At 63.9% G+C, this 16,194-nt stretch carries 13 protein-coding genes and 1 tRNA gene; 7 read left to right on the top strand and 7 right to left on the bottom strand.

Annotated elements, in window-relative coordinates; genetic code table 11:
• Positions 1-152: 152 nt before the first annotated feature.
• From ACIPZG_RS02565 to ACIPZG_RS02550, 4 genes are all read left to right on the top strand, one after another.
• Positions 153-1,205 carry a 2,5-dihydroxypyridine 5,6-dioxygenase gene (locus ACIPZG_RS02565; RefSeq protein ID WP_400709867.1) on the top strand — a complete coding sequence of 351 codons (1,053 nt, stop codon included), beginning with the start codon at positions 153-155 and terminating at the stop codon, positions 1,203-1,205.
• A 68-nt stretch (positions 1,206-1,273) separates the two neighbouring features.
• Positions 1,274-1,750 (top strand): MarR family winged helix-turn-helix transcriptional regulator, encoded by a 477-nt coding sequence (locus ACIPZG_RS02560; protein WP_008097349.1) that lies wholly within the window; start codon positions 1,274-1,276, stop codon positions 1,748-1,750.
• 449 nt (positions 1,751-2,199) lie between these two features.
• Positions 2,200-2,667, top strand: coding sequence for a (2Fe-2S)-binding protein (locus tag ACIPZG_RS02555; protein WP_400709864.1), 468 nt, complete (start codon positions 2,200-2,202; stop codon positions 2,665-2,667).
• A 15-nt stretch (positions 2,668-2,682) separates the two neighbouring features.
• Positions 2,683-6,246, top strand: coding sequence for a molybdopterin cofactor-binding domain-containing protein (locus ACIPZG_RS02550; RefSeq protein WP_400709861.1), 3,564 nt, complete (start codon positions 2,683-2,685; stop codon positions 6,244-6,246).
• Positions 6,247-6,249: 3 nt separating this feature from the next.
• Here the strand turns inward: ACIPZG_RS02550 and ACIPZG_RS02545 are convergent, their stop codons facing one another.
• Entirely contained in the window at positions 6,250-6,888 is a 639-nt protein-coding gene (locus tag ACIPZG_RS02545; protein ID WP_400709858.1) for a TetR family transcriptional regulator, read from the bottom strand.
• Between the two features lie 107 nt (positions 6,889-6,995).
• Between ACIPZG_RS02545 and ACIPZG_RS02540 the strand changes: the two genes are divergently transcribed.
• Positions 6,996-7,958 (top strand): XdhC family protein, encoded by a 963-nt coding sequence (locus tag ACIPZG_RS02540; protein WP_400709855.1) that lies wholly within the window; start codon positions 6,996-6,998, stop codon positions 7,956-7,958.
• Here the strand turns inward: ACIPZG_RS02540 and ACIPZG_RS02535 are convergent.
• The 6 genes from ACIPZG_RS02535 to dapA form a co-directional block, all read right to left on the bottom strand.
• Positions 7,953-10,802: an HD domain-containing phosphohydrolase gene (locus ACIPZG_RS02535; protein WP_400709852.1), complete on the bottom strand. Its 2,850-nt coding sequence runs from the start codon at positions 10,800-10,802 to the stop codon at positions 7,953-7,955. The genes ACIPZG_RS02540 and ACIPZG_RS02535 overlap by 6 nt on opposite strands.
• A gap of 368 nt (positions 10,803-11,170) precedes the next feature.
• Positions 11,171-11,260 (bottom strand) — tRNA-Ser (locus ACIPZG_RS02530).
• A 92-nt stretch (positions 11,261-11,352) separates the two neighbouring features.
• Positions 11,353-12,063 carry a phosphoribosylaminoimidazolesuccinocarboxamide synthase gene (gene purC / locus ACIPZG_RS02525; protein WP_008097517.1) on the bottom strand — a complete coding sequence of 237 codons (711 nt, stop codon included), beginning with the start codon at positions 12,061-12,063 and terminating at the stop codon, positions 11,353-11,355.
• A gap of 31 nt (positions 12,064-12,094) precedes the next feature.
• Positions 12,095-12,853: an MBL fold metallo-hydrolase gene (locus tag ACIPZG_RS02520; RefSeq protein WP_008097515.1), complete on the bottom strand. Its 759-nt coding sequence runs from the start codon at positions 12,851-12,853 to the stop codon at positions 12,095-12,097.
• Complete coding sequence (bamC, locus tag ACIPZG_RS02515; RefSeq protein WP_008097513.1) at positions 12,854-13,972, bottom strand: outer membrane protein assembly factor BamC; 1,119 nt, start codon at positions 13,970-13,972, stop codon at positions 12,854-12,856.
• A gap of 15 nt (positions 13,973-13,987) precedes the next feature.
• Positions 13,988-14,875, bottom strand: a complete 888-nt coding sequence (gene dapA / locus ACIPZG_RS02510; protein ID WP_400709848.1) for a 4-hydroxy-tetrahydrodipicolinate synthase — start codon at positions 14,873-14,875, stop codon at positions 13,988-13,990.
• Positions 14,876-15,135: 260 nt separating this feature from the next.
• Between dapA and ACIPZG_RS02505 the strand changes: the two genes are divergently transcribed.
• Both ACIPZG_RS02505 and ACIPZG_RS02500 read left to right on the top strand, forming a co-directional pair.
• Complete coding sequence (locus tag ACIPZG_RS02505; protein ID WP_008097509.1) at positions 15,136-15,696, top strand: glycine cleavage system protein R; 561 nt, start codon at positions 15,136-15,138, stop codon at positions 15,694-15,696.
• A gap of 11 nt (positions 15,697-15,707) precedes the next feature.
• Entirely contained in the window at positions 15,708-16,181 is a 474-nt protein-coding gene (locus tag ACIPZG_RS02500; protein ID WP_400709845.1) for a peroxiredoxin, read from the top strand.
• Positions 16,182-16,194: the final 13 nt, after the last annotated feature.

Below are 16,194 nucleotides of genomic sequence, written 5' to 3'. Positions count from 1 at the left end.
CGTTTGGAAGTACGGCTTGCGCTTGTCGAACGGATGCGATTACATCTACAAGAATATGGCGTATACACTATTAATTCGCACCGAGATGACGCGCCATGCACCGCCGCAGTGCAGCATCTCGAGCCCACCAAGGCCTGCCCAGGAGAAAGCCGATGCCCGTTAGCAACGCAGAACTGACCCAGATGTTCGAACACGTGCTGAAACTGTCCCGTGTGGATGAGACGCAGAGCGTCGCCGTGCTCAAGAGTCACTATTCCGATCCACGTACGGTGAATGCCGCGATGGAAGCCGCGCAGCGGCTCAAGGCAAAGGTCTACGCGGTGGAACTGCCGTCGTTCAACCACCCCACTGCCATGGGCAACGACATGACCGCCTACTGCGGCGACACGGCCCTGACCGGCAACCTGGCGGCACAGCGGGCACTGGAGGCCGCCGACCTGATCGTCGACACCATGATGCTGCTGCATTCACCTGAACAGGAGCAGATCCTCAAGACCGGCACGCGCATCCTGCTGGCCGTCGAGCCCCCGGAAGTGCTGGCGCGCATGCTGCCCAGCGAGGACGACAAGCGCCGCGTGCTGGCCGCCGAAACCCTGCTCAAGCAGGCGCGCAGCATGCATGTGCGCTCCAAGGCCGGCAGTGATTTTCGCGCCCCGCTCGGCCAATACCCGGCCGTCACCGAATACGGTTACGCCGACGAGCCCGGCCGCTGGGACCACTGGCCCAGCGGCTTCCTGTTCACCTGGCCGAACGAGGACAGCGCCGAAGGCACGCTGGTGCTGGATGTCGGCGACATCATCCTGCCGTTCAAGAACTACTGCCGCGAGCGCATCACGCTGGAGATCGAGAAAGGCTTCATCACCGGCATCCATGGCGGCTTCGAGGCCGAGTACCTGCGTGACTACATGAAGTATTTCAACGACCCCGAGGTCTACGGCATTTCCCACATCGGCTGGGGCCTGCAGCCACGCGCGCAATGGACCGCCATGGGCCTGCACGACCGCAACGACGGCATGTGCATGGATGCCCGCGCGTTCTATGGCAACTTCCTGTTCTCCACCGGCCCCAACACCGAAGTCGGTGGCAAGCGCAAAACCCCCTGCCACCTGGATATTCCGCTGCGCAACTGCGATATCTACCTGGACGACAAGGCCGTGGTCCTGGCCGGCGATGTGGTCGCACCTGAGGAGTCCAAGGCACGATAGTGGTTATACTGGCCCGGCGCTCCACTTCGGGGCCCGGCCAGCCCAACCCATACAGCCCAAGCCCTCCCATGTCGAAGAAAACCACTGAAGCGCCCGCTGCACCTGACACCGCCCCCTATGACGTTACCGAACAGGTCGGCCACCTGCTGCGCAAGGCGTATCAGCGGCACACCGCGATTTTCCAGCAGCAGGCGTGCGACCCGCAGTTGACCTCGATCCAGTTCGTCACCCTGTGCGCCTTGCGCGACCACGGGCCCAGCTCCCAGGCCGAGTTGATCAAGGCGACCGCCGTCGACCAGGCGACCATTCGCGGCATCGTCGAACGGCTCAAGGCGCGGGAACTGGTGAAGCTGTCGCCGGACCCTGATGATCGACGCAAGGTGATCGTCGAGCTCACCGACAGCGGCGCGGCATTGCTGGATGCGATGATTCCCTGCGCCCGGCAGATCAGTGAACTGAGCATGGGTTGCCTGAATGCTGCGGAGCGGGTGGCGATTCTGTTTTTGCTGCGCAAGATGATCGATGGGGATGAGATGGCGGGGTGATCGCGGCGCCTCGCTTTGGATTTGTGGTGATGCGTAGATCGAGCGCCGCCCGCGCGGCGCATCGCGGATAAATCCGCTCCTACATTTGTTGCAACGTACCTATGCCTGATAGGCCATGGTTGCCTGCCTTGTTGGTACGACACGATTTTTCGGTGGACGCCAAAAGCGGACAACCATGGCCTGACAGACCGTGGCACGTTGCAACAAATGTAGGAGCGGATTCATCCGCGATGCGCCGCGCGGGCGACGCTCGATTTCAACGGCACTAAAAATCTCAAACCCTGCACTTCGCGATACACCCCACCCCCCAAAATTCATCCCTGGCCTGCTTCTTGCCTGACCCTTTCATGTAGTGAGTACTTACCGAAACAAGCGCCCCCGTTGAGTGGTTTGGTAGCGCGCTGGTACTCGCTTTCGAATGGCAAGCAACTTCCAGAGATGATCCAACAATGCAAACAACCATCTCCCTGCGGATCAACGGCCAGAGCATCGAAGTCAGCGCCATGGCCGACACGCCCTTGCTGCTGATCCTGCGCAACGACCTGCGCCTGAACGGCCCCAAGTACGGCTGCGGCCTGGGCGAATGCGGCGCCTGCACGGTGATCATCGACGGCGTCGCCGCGCGCTCCTGCGTGATCCCCCTGTCCGGCGCCGCGAACCGCGACATCACCACCCTCGAAGGGCTGGGCAGCAAGGCCGCGCCGCACCCCGTACAGCAAGCGTTCATCGATGAGCAAGCCGCCCAATGCGGCTACTGCATGAACGGCATGATCATGACCGCCAAGGCCCTGCTCGACCGCATCCCGGACCCCAGCGACGAACAGATCCGCAACGAGCTGTCCGGCAACCTCTGCCGTTGCGGCACCCACGTCGAAATCCTGCGCGCCGTGCGCCGCGCTGCCGGCCGCCAGGCCTGAGAACCGGAGAAGAGCATGAACCACTCGCAACACGTTCCCACCCGCGACCAGTTGCTGGGCAAAACCGGCGTCCTGCTGATCGTCGATGAGATCACCCCGCCCTCGGGCCCTGTGGCCAAGGGCGTGACGCCCACGGTCAAGGCGCGTGAGCTGGCGTTGTTCCTGGCGGTCAGCGATGACGGCAGGGTCTACGCCTTCAACGGCCACGTCGACCTGGGCACCGGCATCCGCACATCTCTGGCGCAGATCGTTGCCGAAGAACTCGACCTGCGCATGGACCAGGTGCACATGGTGCTCGGTGACACCGAGCGCGCGCCGAACCAGGGCGCCACCATCGCCAGCGCCACCCTGCAGATTTCCGCCGTGCCGCTGCGCAAGGCGGCGGCCACCGCGCGACGCTTCCTGCTGCAACAGGCGGCGCTGCGCCTGGGCTGCCAGGCCAATACGCTGCGCATGGAAGAAGGCACGCTGATCGCCAGCGATGGCCGCACACTGCGCTTTGCCGAACTGGTGCAGGGGGAGAATCATCAACTGCGCATTGCCGACGATGCGCCGCTCAAGGCCATCGAGGACTACCGCCTGGTCGGCCGCAGCGCTGCGCGGGTGGATATCCCCGGCAAAGCCACCGGCGAGCTGACCTACGTCCACGACATGCGCCTGCCCGACATGCTCCACGGCCGCGTGATCCGGCCGCCCTACGCCGGCCACGACAGCGGCGATTTCGTCGGCAAGAGCTTGCTGGCAGTGGACGAATCCTCCATTGCCCATGTGCCTGGCGTGATCGCGGTGGTGGTCATCCGCGACTTCGTCGGCGTGGTCGCCGAGCGCGAAGAGCAGGCGATCCGCGCCGCCGAGGATTTGAAAATCAGCTGGAGGCCGTTGACCGGCAAGCTGCCCGACCTCAGCGATGTCGCCCAGGCGATCCGCGACAACCCCCGGGTGCAGCGCACTGTGCTGGACAAGGGCGACGTCGATGCCGGCATCGCCAATGCCAGCCAGCGCCTGAGCCGCAGCTATCTCTGGCCGTATCAACTGCATGGCTCGATCGGCCCGTCCTGCGCCCTCGCCGACTTTACCGAAGGCCAGATCCGCGTCTGGTCCGGCACCCAGAACCCACACCTGCTGCGCGCCGACCTGGCCTGGCTACTGGCGTGTGACGAACAACGCATCGACATCATTCGCATGGAAGCGGCCGGCTGCTATGGCCGCAACTGCGCCGATGATGTCTGCGCCGACGCGGTGCTGTTGTCACGCGCGGTAGGCCGCCCTGTGCGGGTGCAACTGACCCGCGAGCAAGAGCATGCCTGGGAGCCCAAGGGCACTGCACAGTTGATGGAAATCGATGGCGGCCTGAACGCCGACGGCACTGTCGCCGCCTACGACTTCCAGACCAGCTACCCCTCCAATGGCGCCCCCACCCTCGCCCTGCTGCTGACAGGCGCGGTGGAACCGGTACCGGCATTGTTCGAGATGGGCGACCGCACCTCGATCCCGCCCTATGACTATGAGCACATGCGCGTCACCATCAATGACATGACGCCGCTGGTGCGCGCCTCGTGGATGCGCGGTGTGTCGGCCATGCCCAACAGCTTCGCCCATGAGTCGTACATCGACGAGCTGGCCTTTGCCGCCGGGGTCGACCCGGTCGAGTACCGCCTCAAGCACCTTTCCGATCCGCGTGCCATCGACCTGGTCCAGGCCACCGCCGAACGCGCCGGCTGGCAGCCGCGTACCGAGCCCATGCAGGTGCCCGCTGAAGGTGATGTATTGCGCGGTCGCGGTTTCGCCTACGCGCGCTACATCCACAGCAAGTTCCCCGGCTTCGGCGCCGCCTGGGCGGCCTGGGTCGCGGATGTCGCGGTGGACCGGCGCACCGGTGAGGTAGCCGTGACGCGCGTGGTGATTGGCCATGACGCCGGCATGATGGTCAACCCCGAAGGGGTGCGGCACCAGATCCATGGCAACGTGATTCAGTCCACCAGCCGCGTGCTCAAGGAACAGGTGAGCTTCGAGGATTCAAAGGTGGCGAGCAAGGAATGGGGTGGCTACCCGATCCTGACCTTCCCCGAGGTGCCGGCCATCGATGTGATGATGCTGCCGCGCCAACATGAACCGCCGATGGGCAGTGGCGAGTCGGCCTCGGTGCCGAGCGCAGCGGCCATTGCCAACGCCATCTTCGATGCCACCGGGATACGCTTTCGCGAGCTGCCGATCACTGCCGAGCGGGTGCGCGCGGCACTGGGCGCAGAAGGCCCCCGCGCCGACGGACCGCCGCCAGCGCCGCCCGCGCCGAAACGCTCGAAATGGTGGTTCGGCTCGCTCGCCGGTGTGTTCGGTGCCGCGCTGGGCATGGCGGCCACCGCCCTGCCCTGGCGCGCCGAAATCGCCCCGGTAACGCCACCCGCCGCCGGTAGCTGGTCGGCCTCGATGCTCGAACGCGGGCGCCAAGTGGCGGCTGCCGGCGACTGCGCAGTGTGCCATACGGTCAGCGGCGGCAAGGTCAATGCCGGTGGGCTGGCGATGGAGACACCGTTCGGCACGCTCTACAGCACCAACATCACCCCCGACCCGGAAACCGGCATTGGTCGCTGGTCTTTCGCCGCGTTCGAGCGGGCCATGCGCGAGGGCATCAGCCGCGATGGCCGCCACCTGTACCCGGCCTTTCCCTATACCTCGTTTCGCAACATCACCGATGCCGACATGCAGGCGCTGTACGCCTACCTGATGTCACAGACGCCAGTACAGCAGGAGGCACCCGCCAACCAGATGCGCTTCCCTTTCAACCAGCGCCCGCTGATGGCTGGCTGGAACGCACTGTTTCTCTCGCGCGGCGAATACCAGCCCGACCCGCAGCGCAGCGCGCAATGGAACCGTGGCGCCTATCTGGTCGATGGCCTGGGCCACTGCACGGCGTGCCATTCGCCGCGCAACCTGATGGGCGCGGAGAAAAGCGGCAAAAGCTACCTGGCCGGCGGCATGGTCGATGGCTGGGAAGCGCCTGCGCTCAATGCCTTGAGCAAGGGGTCGATACCGTGGAGCGAGAACGAATTGTTCACTTACCTGAGCACCGGTTTCTCCGACAAACACGGCGTCGCTGCCGGCCCCATGGGGCCGGTGGTCAGCGAACTGGCGACACTACCGCAGAGTGATGTACGCGCTATCGCGCACTACCTGGCGTCGCTCGACGGCACGCCGCAGACGCTTGCAGCCAAGCCAGCGCCGCCAGTCGATCCGCAGGTTTCGCTGAGCAATGGCGAGCGGGTGTTCAAGGGCGCGTGCATGGCCTGTCACAGCGACGGACTTGGACCGAAGCTGTTCGGGGTCAGCCCATCCATGGCGGTCAACAGCAATGTCCATAGCGAGCTGCCGGACAACCTGCTGCGCATCGTGCTGCACGGCATTCCAACGCCGGCCACACGCGACCTGGGTTACATGCCGGGGTTCAAGGGCAGCTTGTCGGACCGTCAGGTCGCGGACCTTGCCGCTTACCTGCGCCAGCGCTTTGCGGCCGACAAACCGGCCTGGGAGGGGCTGATGGCCAAAAGCGCTCAAGTGCGCGCCAACCCTGGCAGCCATTGAATCTCAGCAGCGCAGCCCGCGCAGGGCGAGATCGCTGATGAAGTCCAGCCAGTCGGACTTGGCCTGCTTTTCGGCCAGGTCCACGGCCAGGAACGAACTCAGCGTGTAGAGGTTGGAGTTATAGAAATAGCAGAGCGAAGCGATCATCAGGTAGGTGTGCTTGATATCGATATCCGCGCGAAACAGGCCCTTGGCCTGGCCGGCCTCGATGATCGGCCGCAGCACACCGAACGCCTCGCCGGACAGTTCCTTGAGGTTCGGCGACTTCCTGGCATGTTTGCCCTGATGGAGGTTCTCGGTGGCCAGGATGGTGACGAACTCGGGATGGCGCACGTAGTAGTGCCAGATGAATGCGACCAGTTCGCGCAGCGCGCCCTCGGGGTCGGAGAGGTCCAGGCGCAGCTTGGCTTCGGCCTGGTTGAAGCTTGCGTAGATGTGCTCCAGCACGCAGATGAACAGCTTTTCCTTGCTGCCGAAGTAGTAATAGATCATTCGGTCATTGGACTTGGCCAATGAGGAGATCTGCTCGATGCGCCCGCCGGTAAAGCCTTCCTTGCTGAAGACCTTCACGGCAGCCTGGAGGATGTTTTGCTTGGTGCGGTCGGCCTGCTGGGCGCGAACACCGGTTTTACGAATTTGCATGGGCAATCACTGTGGAGCTGGCCAGAACGCTAACACTGCCACAGACGTTGGGCCTTTGCGCGGCTTTTTCAGGTGTGCTGTCAACCCTTGGAACGAGGTAGCGGAACATGCAGCATCTTGACCTGCAGGTGATCGACCAGGCCCTGCAATGGGCACAAGCCGGCCAGACGATCTGGCTCTGCACGGTGCTCTCCACCTATGGCTCGGCACCGCGCTCGCCCGGGGCGATGCTGGTCAGCAATGGCGGCGTGGCGTACGTCGGATCGTTGTCGGGCGGGTGTGTTGAAGAGGAGTTTCTGCAAAGCCTCTGGCGCGGAGAATTCAGGCAGGTGGCGCAGGTGGTGCGGTATGGCGACGGGCAGGCGCAAAGCCGTCGCTTGCGTTTGCCGTGCGGCGGCGTGCTGGTCGTGCTGGTTGAGCGACGCGAGCCGAACGACCTGTGGCTGGCGCACTTGCAGGTATTGCGTGCTGCGCTGCTGGGCCAGCAACGCGTGACGCGCAAGGTCGGATTGGCAACGGGTGACATCGAAGCCCATGGTGACAACAGGGTTGCCGTGCAGATGAGCGAAGATGCCGTGCATATCGGCATCGGCCCTGCCTTGCGTGTGTTGCTGGCCGGGCTGTCACCCGTGGCTGAAGCGTGCGCCGCCATCGCCCGCACGCTGGGCTGCGAGGTCGTTGCCTGCGACCCGCGCGAGGAGATGGCGCATGTGCATCTCGAGGGTGTGCGGATGCATCGCGTACTGCCCTCGCTGTACATCGCCGAGGGGGGTTGCCATGCAGCCACTGCGGTGGTGGCGCTGACCCACGACCCGAAGATCGATGACCTGGCATTGATGGAGGCGGTGAACACCCCGGCGTTCTACATCGGCGCCATGGGCTCGGCAGCGACTTCGGCCAAGCGCGCCGAGCGCTTGCGACGCATTGGCGGGCTGTCGCAAGCGCAGATCGAGCGGTTGCACATGCCCATCGGTCTGGACCTGGGCAGCAAGTCTCCGGCAGAGATCGCACTGGCGGTGATGGCCGACGTCTTGCGGGTGTACAGGGGGAAGGCGCGGCACGCCTTATAGCTGCGTCAACCAGTACGCCACATCCACCTCGTCGATCTGCTCCTCCCGCAAAAACCGCTCGGCATACTGCCGATACACACCGCTGCTCAGAAACAGTCGCAGTAGCTGCCCGTCGATGTGGTTGCCCCGCGCCATGGACACCATGATCTTCACCGATTCGGACAAAGTCTTCGGCGCCTTGTACGGCCGGTCGGCAGCCGTCAGTGCTTCGAAGATATCGGCGATCGCCATCACCCGCTCGGCGATGCTCAGGTCAGCTTTGCCCAATCGCCTCGGATACCCGCTGCCATCCATCCTCTCGTGGTGGTTGCCGGCGATGTCCGGCACCCGGCGCAGATGACGCGGGAACGGCAAGCTGGAAAGCATGATGATGGTCTGCACGATATGTTCGTTGATCTTGAAGCGCTCCTCGTCGTTCAACGTGCCGCGGCGGATCGACAGGTTGTACAACTCGCCCTGATCGCTGGCATTGGCCGGCAGGCTCATGTCGAAGCCCCAGGCATTGCGCGGATCGCCCTTGACCACCGGCGGCTTGCGCGCGCCCCAGGGCAACCGATGCTCGGGGCGGTCGGCTAGGAGCGGCTCATCCACCGGCAATGGCAGCGCGGGTACGCCCTTGAAGCGTTCCTCTTCGTCGCGGGAAATGCCCAAGCGGTTGTCGAAATGCCGCCGCCAGCGGCGCTGGCCGATCTGCTGCAAGCGTTCGATATCGCCCTCGTCCATGAGCTCGCTACCAATATTGGCCCTGGCAACGAACGCGAAGTCCTCCTGCAACTGGGCATGGCAACGCGTCAGGGACGCCTGCAGCACCTGCTGCTCTGCGCCACCTGCCAACCCTTGCCAATAAGCCAGCTCGGCATCGCGCCAGAGCACCTCGAAGCGCATACGGATTTCGTGGATGCGGTTGTACAGGCCCTCCAGCTTGGTCGCCTTGTCCACCACATACTCGGGGCTGGTGATCTTGCCGCAGTCGTGCAGCCAGGCGGCTACCCGGAACTCGTAGCGTTCGATCTCGGTCATGCTGAAGCTGGCGTAGGGGCCACTGTCGGCCTGCACGGCCTGGTCCAGCAGCATCTGCGCCAGTTGCGGTACCCGCTCGCAGTGGCCGCCGGTATACGGACTCTTGGCATCGATGGCATCGGCCAGCAGCTTGATCATGGCGTCCAGCAGCCGTTGCTGGGCTTCGGCCAGTTGCCGCGTCTCGATGGCCACCGCCGCAGCACCGGACAGCTCCTCGACGAATTGCCGGAACGGCTGGCCCGCTTCGTCACCGGCCTGCCCCTCATCCAGCTGCAGTACCAGGATACCCAGCAGCACTTGGCCACGGTCCCGGAGCACCACCGCAAGGCTGCGCCCACGCAGCTCCAGCGCGTGTTTCACGACAGCCACCAGGTGCTCGTGCTCATGCTCGGCGACCGCCAGTTCGTCCGGGTAGTCCTCGCCCCGGCATGAAGCGGCCAGACGCAGCAGGGATTGGTCGTCATCGAACAGGTAAACCGCACCCGCCTTTACCCCGGCGGCGTCCACCAGATGCCTGAGCACACCCTCGAGCATGCGCTCCAGCTGGTTTTCCCGGCTGAGCGTAAGCGTGATCGCCTGGAAATTGCGGATGGTGCCGGACATGCGGCTGAGCACCTGGCTCAGTTCACGCACCTCGGACACCTGTGACGTCACCCCCACCTCGCGGCTGAAGTCGAAGTTGGCAAGGCCGCGCACCTGCTCGGCCAGCAGGCGCAACGGGCGGCCGATGCGCTGGCCAAGCACTGCGCCCAGCAGCAGTAGCAAGGCCATCAGCGCCGCCGCCCAGAGCAGCTGCTCGAACAGCACCTGGCGTGCACCGGCCAGCAACTCGTCGCCCGGCACGGCGATCAGCACCTGGAAGTCCTCGCCGACCAGCGTGGTGAGCGGTATGCGCATGCCATACCAGGTCTTCCCTTGCACCTGATAGGGTTGCGGCCGGTTGTCCTGGAGCGGGTTGGCGTGGATGCGCGCCAGGCTGGGTATCCCCAGTTCGTCGATACGCGACAGGCGAACCGCCGCTCCCTCCTGCAGGATGACCCGCTTCAGGTCCGGGTACGCCACCACACTCCCCCGCTCATCGATCACGGCGGTCTCGGTGCCAGGGGTCATGCGCAGGTCCTGGCTCTCGCTGGCCAGATCATTGACCGAAACATCCATGCCGATCACCGCCGCGCCGTCGACGCTGCGCTGGGCCATGGTCACCCCGACTTCACGGGTGGTGAAGAAGACGTAAGGGTTGGTAAGCACGGTGGACGAACGCCCTGAGGCTTCGATGAACCACGGGCGCTGGCGCGGATCGTAGTGATAGTCCGGCTTGACCTGGGTTTGCAGCAAGGTCAGCTGCGGATCGTAGAAACGCCACTCGCCCAGGCTTGTACCGTCATCGCCCTTGCTGATGCTCTGAACCAGAAAGCCGGTTCCGGCTGGCGCAGCGTAGCGCTGAAGCGATTGCGGGTCGTGCAACCGACGGACCAGCAGGAATTCGCCATTGGGGTAGCCGACGTAAGCGGCGCTGAGCATCTTGTTGGCGTTCAGGCTCTCGACCAGTTGCGGCAACCGCTCCAGGCGCTGAGCCAAGGTACTGGCGGCCGGGTTGAAAGCGAGCAGCCGGATGCTGCTCTGCGCCGGGTCGAGCAAGCGCCGGGCGCGTTCGTCGATGGTCTTGCCCAGCTGCTGGGCGGAATCGCCGGCGGCAGCCACCAGTGCCTGCTGGGTGCCACGATAACCCTGCCAGGCCAAGCCCATACCGAGCAGCAGCATGCCCAGCAAGATGGCCAGGGTCACCAGCAGTTGTAGCGAGATGCTACGTCCTTGGTCATTCATGGCTGCAGGGTCTGCTAGTACGCATTTCCGGCAGCGGGAGCCGGAAACACTGAGTACCTCACCCGGAAATTTGCCAACCCGGCATCGTGACCAATCAACACATAGCCCATCCAAGGTGCTCCATGTGCAGCGAGTTCATCAGCGTTATCTGCCACATCGTCATGCCGGCTTTACACCTACCGCGAGGAGCTTAGCTGCTATGGCGCACAATCGTCAGAGAAGATGAACTAGCCCTTAGCCATCACCACGGGGCGATGGTTTGAAAGCACGACGAGCAAGGGATGCAAAGCGTGCCCGGAAAACCGAATACTGAAACGACGAAGCCCCCGAAAACTCAAGGTTTTCGGGGGCTTCGACTACTTCGCGTATGGCGGAGAGATAGGGATTTGAACCCTAGGTACTGTTGCCAGTACAACGGATTTCGAATCCGTCCCGTTCGACCACTCCGGCATCTCTCCAATGCCGCGCATCATACCAGCGAATTCTGAAAACGCAAACCTTTATTTTCAAAAAAATCGCGTGGTATCAGGCGCTTGCGTGAACGCGCGCCTTACAGCGGCACGCCCAGGCGCTTGGCAACTTCTTCGTAGGCTTCGATCACGTCGCCCAGACCCTGGCGGAAGCGGTCCTTGTCCATCTTCTTGCGGGTTTCTTTGTCCCACAGGCGGCAGCCGTCCGGGCTGAACTCGTCACCGAGGACGATCTGGCCGTGGAACACGCCGAACTCCAGCTTGAAGTCGACCAGCAGCAGGCCGGCGTCGTCGAACAGCTTGTTCAGCACTTCGTTGACCTTCAGCGACAGCTTCTTCATCTCGACCAGCTGCTCGGCGGTGCCCCAGCCGAAAGCGACAACGTGGGATTCGTTGATGAAGGGATCGCCCTTCTCGTCGTTCTTCAGGAACAGCTCGAAGGTGGACGGCTCCAGCTTGATGCCCTCCTCCACGCCCAGGCGCTTGACCAGGCTGCCGGCGGCATAGTTACGCACCACGCACTCGACCGGGATCATGTCCAGCTTCTTCACCAGGCACTCGTTGTCGCCCAGCAGCTTGTCGAATTGAGTCGGCACGCCGGCTTCTTCGAGCTTTTGCATGATGAAGGCGTTGAACTTGTTGTTCACCATGCCTTTGCGGTCGAGCTGTTCGATGCGCTTGCCGTCGAACGCCGAAGTGTCGTTACGGAACAGCAGGATCAAGCGGTCGGCGTCGTCGGTCTTGTAAACCGATTTGGCTTTGCCGCGGTAGAGTTCTTCGCGTTTTTCCATGATGGAGGGCTCCGCTTGCTTGAGTGTTGGGCTAGGCGATTTCGCGCCAGTCGAGCCCATGTTCCTGATTCGCCACCTGGAGCCAGTCCGGATCGCACCCGAGGGTGTCGACAAAGCACTGGCGGGCCAGATGTGGCAGGTTGTTCTTGCTGCTGAGGTGGGCCAGCACCAGGTGTTGCAGGTTGCTCCAGCCCAACTCCTCCACCAGGCGCGCGGCCTGGTGGTTGTTCAAATGACCTTGCATGCCGCCCACGCGCTGCTTCAGGAAGTACGGGTAGTGCCCGCGCGCCAGCAGGTCGCGGCAGTGGTTGGCTTCGATCAGCAGGGCATCCAGGCCTTGGTAGCGCTCCAGCAACCGGGCATCGTAGGAGCCCAGGTCGGTGAGCATGCCAAAGCGCCGGCGGCCGTCGCTGAGCACATACTGCAGCGGCTCGTAGGCGTCGTGCTCGACCCGCGCCGCACTCACGTCCAGGCAGCCGATGCGCAGGGTGTCGCCGCAGGCGAGAAAACCGGCCACCTCCACCGGCTTGCGCAAGCCGCGCAAGGTCCCTTGGCTGAGGTAGACCGGTACATTGTAGCGCCGTGACAGCAAGCCCACCCCATGCACATGGTCGGCATGTTCATGGGTGACCAGCACCGCGCTCAACTGGGCCGCCGACACGCCGAGCAGCGCCAGGCGCCGCTCGGTTTCGCGCAGGGAAAAACCGCAATCGACCAGGATGAACGTGTCACCACTGGCGATCAGCGTGCCATTTCCCTGGCTGCCGCTTCCGAGTACCGCGAAGCGCACTTAGCCCAGGTGGTCCTGAATGGCGCTCAGCACGCGGCGGGCGACATCGGCCGGTGCCACGGTGTTGATGTTCTTCTCGACGGTAACCTGCACGCTCTCGCCAACCTTGCTCAGACGGACCTGGTAGCGCTCGGCACGGGCTTCACGCTCTTCCTTGGACGGCTCGCTGCCGAACATCCGGCTGAAGAAGCCCGGCTGGTTCTGCTTGTCGTCTGGTTTTTCCGACAGGTTGATGTAGTACAGGCCCAGGCTGCGGTTGATGTCCTCGACGCGCCATTCGCCGCCCTGCTCCAGGGCACGGCCTACGCTCGACCAGGCACGGTCAAGGTCGGCACCCAGGTACAGCACCGGGTTGCCGCTGCCGTCCTCGCTCAGGCTGACGCGGCTCGGCGCGTCGAAGTCGCGCGCGGCCAGCAGCGACACCGAACCGCCCTTCTCGGCGCTACGGTTCATGCTGGCGAGCATTTCGTCGACCAGCAGCGCATCGGCGCCGGTGTTGCTGGAAGTGGACGGGAACGCTGTATCGGCGGTGCTGCCTGCCGGACGCTCGACGCTGACGATGTACACCTCGGAGGTGTTGCGCTGCACGCCAGGCTCCATGCGCACGCGAACGCGCACTTCGCTGTCAGCGCTGCTGGCAGTGCTGGCCAGGCGTTGGCCGAGCGATGCCGACAGTTCGTCGAAACGCTGCCAGGTGGTGGTGAATTCACCGGTTTGCGGGCGCTCTTCAGCCACGCGGAAACCGTTGTCCTCAAAGAACTGACGCGCTACCGGCCAGACTTCGGCAGGCGAACGCTGGGCCAGCACCCAACGGCTGTTGCCGCTGCGCTGCAGGCTGAAATCGCTGACTTCGGCACCGCCTACCAACGGTTGCGGGCGCGGCACTTCGAACTCGCCAGCGACGCTGTCGTCGGCCACGTTGCGCGGGATCGGCAGCAGCGGATCAAGGCGCTTGGCGCTGCTGGCATCCGGCGGCAATTGCATTGGCGCGGTGGGGTGGGCCTGCAGGTAATCACTACCGCGGTCGCGGAAATAGCCATCCTCGCCCCACAACCAGCCACACCCACTGGTGCTGGAGATGATCAGGGCGAGTGCGGAAAGACCAGCCAGTCGCTTCATGCGGTGTACTTCCTCTTAAACCAGTACGCCGGACTGGCGCAAGGCAGTACGGACTTTTTCGTGGCAGCCTTCGCTCAGCCAGGTCAGCGGCAGGCGAATGCCTTTGTGCATCAGGCCCATCTCAACGAGCGCCCACTTCACCGGAATCGGGTTGGCTTCGCAGAACAGGTCTTTGTGCAGCGGCATGAGTTTTTCGTTGATCGCGCGGGCCTTCTCGGCATTGCCCGCAAGGGCGGCCTCGCACAGATCGGCCATTTCGCGCGGGGCGACGTTGGCCGTGACGGAGATGTTGCCCTTGCCGCCCATCAGGATCAGCTCGACGGCGGTCGGATCATCGCCGGACAGCACGAGGAAATCTTCGCTGACGCCCTCGAGGATGGCCTTGGCGCGGACCAGGTCGCCGGTGGCTTCCTTGATGCCGATGATGTTCGGCACGGTCGACAGGCGGATCACGGTCTCGGCCTGCATGTCGCAGGAGGTGCGGCCGGGTACGTTGTAGAGGATCTGCGGGATGTCGACGGCTTCGGCGATGTGCTTGAAGTGCTGGTACAGGCCTTCCTGGGTCGGCTTGTTGTAGTACGGCACGACCAGCAGGCAGGCGTCGGCGCCAGCGTTCTTGGCGTTCTGGGTCAGGTGCACGGCTTCGGCAGTGGAGTTGGCACCGGTACCGGCGATGACCGGAATGGGGTTCTTGCTGTGCTTGACGCGCTCGACCACATGCTTGATGACCAGGATGTGTTCTTCGACATCCAGCGTGGCGGACTCACCGGTGGTGCCGACTGCGACGATCGCATGGGTGCCGTTTTCCAGGTGGAAGTCTACAAGTTTGTCGAGGCTGCCCCAGTCAAGACGCCCTTGTGCATCCATGGGTGTGACCAATGCCACCATACTGCCCGCAATCATGTAACTGCTCCTGCCGGAAAAAGAGAGCGGTAATGGTACTGGGGGCATCGACCTTGCACAAGCGAAGCAGGCGGGCGGAGCATTCCCCTCGGCGCCTTATTTCGCTACCCTTGATCCTTTGATCGGTGCAGCGCGGCCCGCCGGGCCGTCGACCTTGCTCCCCGGCCTGCGTCCACGTCCTCGCTTGCGAGCCCCGGGCCCTGCCGACAGGAGGCTTTTGCCCGTCCTGTGCCGACCGCTCATCGCTTTAGGAATGCTGCATGTCCACCCCCACCGTCCGCGAACAATTCCTCGTCATCAGCGCCTTGGGCCCCAATCCCATGGAGCTGGCCAATGTCCTCAGCCGCGCTGCCTTCGAAAACCGCTGCGCGGTCGTCACCTCGCGCCTGAGCCGGCATGGCGAGACCAGCGCCCTGGTCTTGCAGGTGGGCGGCAGCTGGGACGCCCTGGCGCGCCTCGAATCCACCCTGCCGGGCCTGGGCAAGAAACACGGCCTGACCCTCGACGTGGTGCGCAGCGCCGACCAGGAGGTGCGCCCTCAAGCCCTGCCTTATGTGGCCTACGTCAGCGCCGCCTATCGCCCGGACATCATCAACGAACTGTGCCAGTTCTTCCTCGACCACCGTGTCGAGCTCGAAGCCATGACCTGCGACACCTACCTGGCGCCGCAGACCGGTAGCAGCATGCTCAATGCCCAGTTCACCGTGATCCTGCCGGCCGGTACCCAGATCAGCTGGCTGCGCGACCAGTTCCTCGATTTTGCCGACGCCCTGAACCTGGACGCCCTGATCGAGCCTTGGCGCCCACAGAACCCCGTGTAAGGAACCCCGTCATGGCTGTAGCACTCGACCAACCCGTCGCCGACTTCCAGGCCCAGGCCACCAGCGGCCAGACCGTCAGCCTGAGCGAGCTCAAGGGCCGCCAAGCAGTGGTGTACTTCTATCCGAAGGACAGCACCCCGGGCTGCACTACTGAAGGTCAAGGATTCCGTGACCAGCACGCGGCCTTTGAAGCGGCCAACACCGTGGTGTTCGGCGTGTCGCGCGATGGCATCAAGTCGCACGAGAACTTCAAGGCCAAGCAGGGCTTCCCGTTCGAGCTGATCAGCGACAAGGACGAGGCCCTGTGCCAGCTGTTCGACGTGATCAAGCTGAAGAAGCTGTATGGCAAGGAATACATGGGCGTGGACCGCAGCACCTTCCTGATCGACAAGGACGGTGTACTGCGCCAGGAATGGCGTGGGGTGAAGGTGCCCGGGCATGTGGATGCCGTGTTGGCGGCGGCTCAGGCGCTGAACAAGGCTTGAGATCGAGCGGGGC

The sequence above is a fragment of the Pseudomonas sp. NPDC089395 genome, assembly GCF_044749525.1.
Classification (GTDB): Bacteria; Pseudomonadota; Gammaproteobacteria; order Pseudomonadales; family Pseudomonadaceae; genus Aquipseudomonas.
This window is presented reverse-complemented; position numbering and strand designations above follow the sequence as displayed.

Excerpts from the sequence above, each read along its gene's own strand:
- ACIPZG_RS02535 (WP_400709852.1), bottom strand. The coding sequence starts at position 10,802 with ATGAATGACCAAGGACGTAGCATCTCGCTACAACTGCTGGTGACCCTG.
- ACIPZG_RS02500 (WP_400709845.1), top strand. The coding sequence starts at position 15,708 with ATGGCTGTAGCACTCGACCAACCCGTCGCCGACTTCCAGGCCCAGGCC.
- ACIPZG_RS02555 (WP_400709864.1), top strand. The coding sequence starts at position 2,200 with ATGCAAACAACCATCTCCCTGCGGATCAACGGCCAGAGCATCGAAGTC.
- ACIPZG_RS02545 (WP_400709858.1), bottom strand. The coding sequence starts at position 6,888 with ATGCAAATTCGTAAAACCGGTGTTCGCGCCCAGCAGGCCGACCGCACC.
- ACIPZG_RS02550 (WP_400709861.1), top strand. The coding sequence starts at position 2,683 with ATGAACCACTCGCAACACGTTCCCACCCGCGACCAGTTGCTGGGCAAA.
- ACIPZG_RS02505 (WP_008097509.1), top strand. The coding sequence starts at position 15,136 with ATGTCCACCCCCACCGTCCGCGAACAATTCCTCGTCATCAGCGCCTTG.
- bamC (WP_008097513.1), bottom strand. The coding sequence starts at position 13,972 with ATGAAGCGACTGGCTGGTCTTTCCGCACTCGCCCTGATCATCTCCAGC.
- dapA (WP_400709848.1), bottom strand. The coding sequence starts at position 14,875 with ATGATTGCGGGCAGTATGGTGGCATTGGTCACACCCATGGATGCACAA.
- purC (WP_008097517.1), bottom strand. The coding sequence starts at position 12,063 with ATGGAAAAACGCGAAGAACTCTACCGCGGCAAAGCCAAATCGGTTTAC.
- ACIPZG_RS02540 (WP_400709855.1), top strand. The coding sequence starts at position 6,996 with ATGCAGCATCTTGACCTGCAGGTGATCGACCAGGCCCTGCAATGGGCA.
- ACIPZG_RS02560 (WP_008097349.1), top strand. The coding sequence starts at position 1,274 with ATGTCGAAGAAAACCACTGAAGCGCCCGCTGCACCTGACACCGCCCCC.
- ACIPZG_RS02565 (WP_400709867.1), top strand. The coding sequence starts at position 153 with ATGCCCGTTAGCAACGCAGAACTGACCCAGATGTTCGAACACGTGCTG.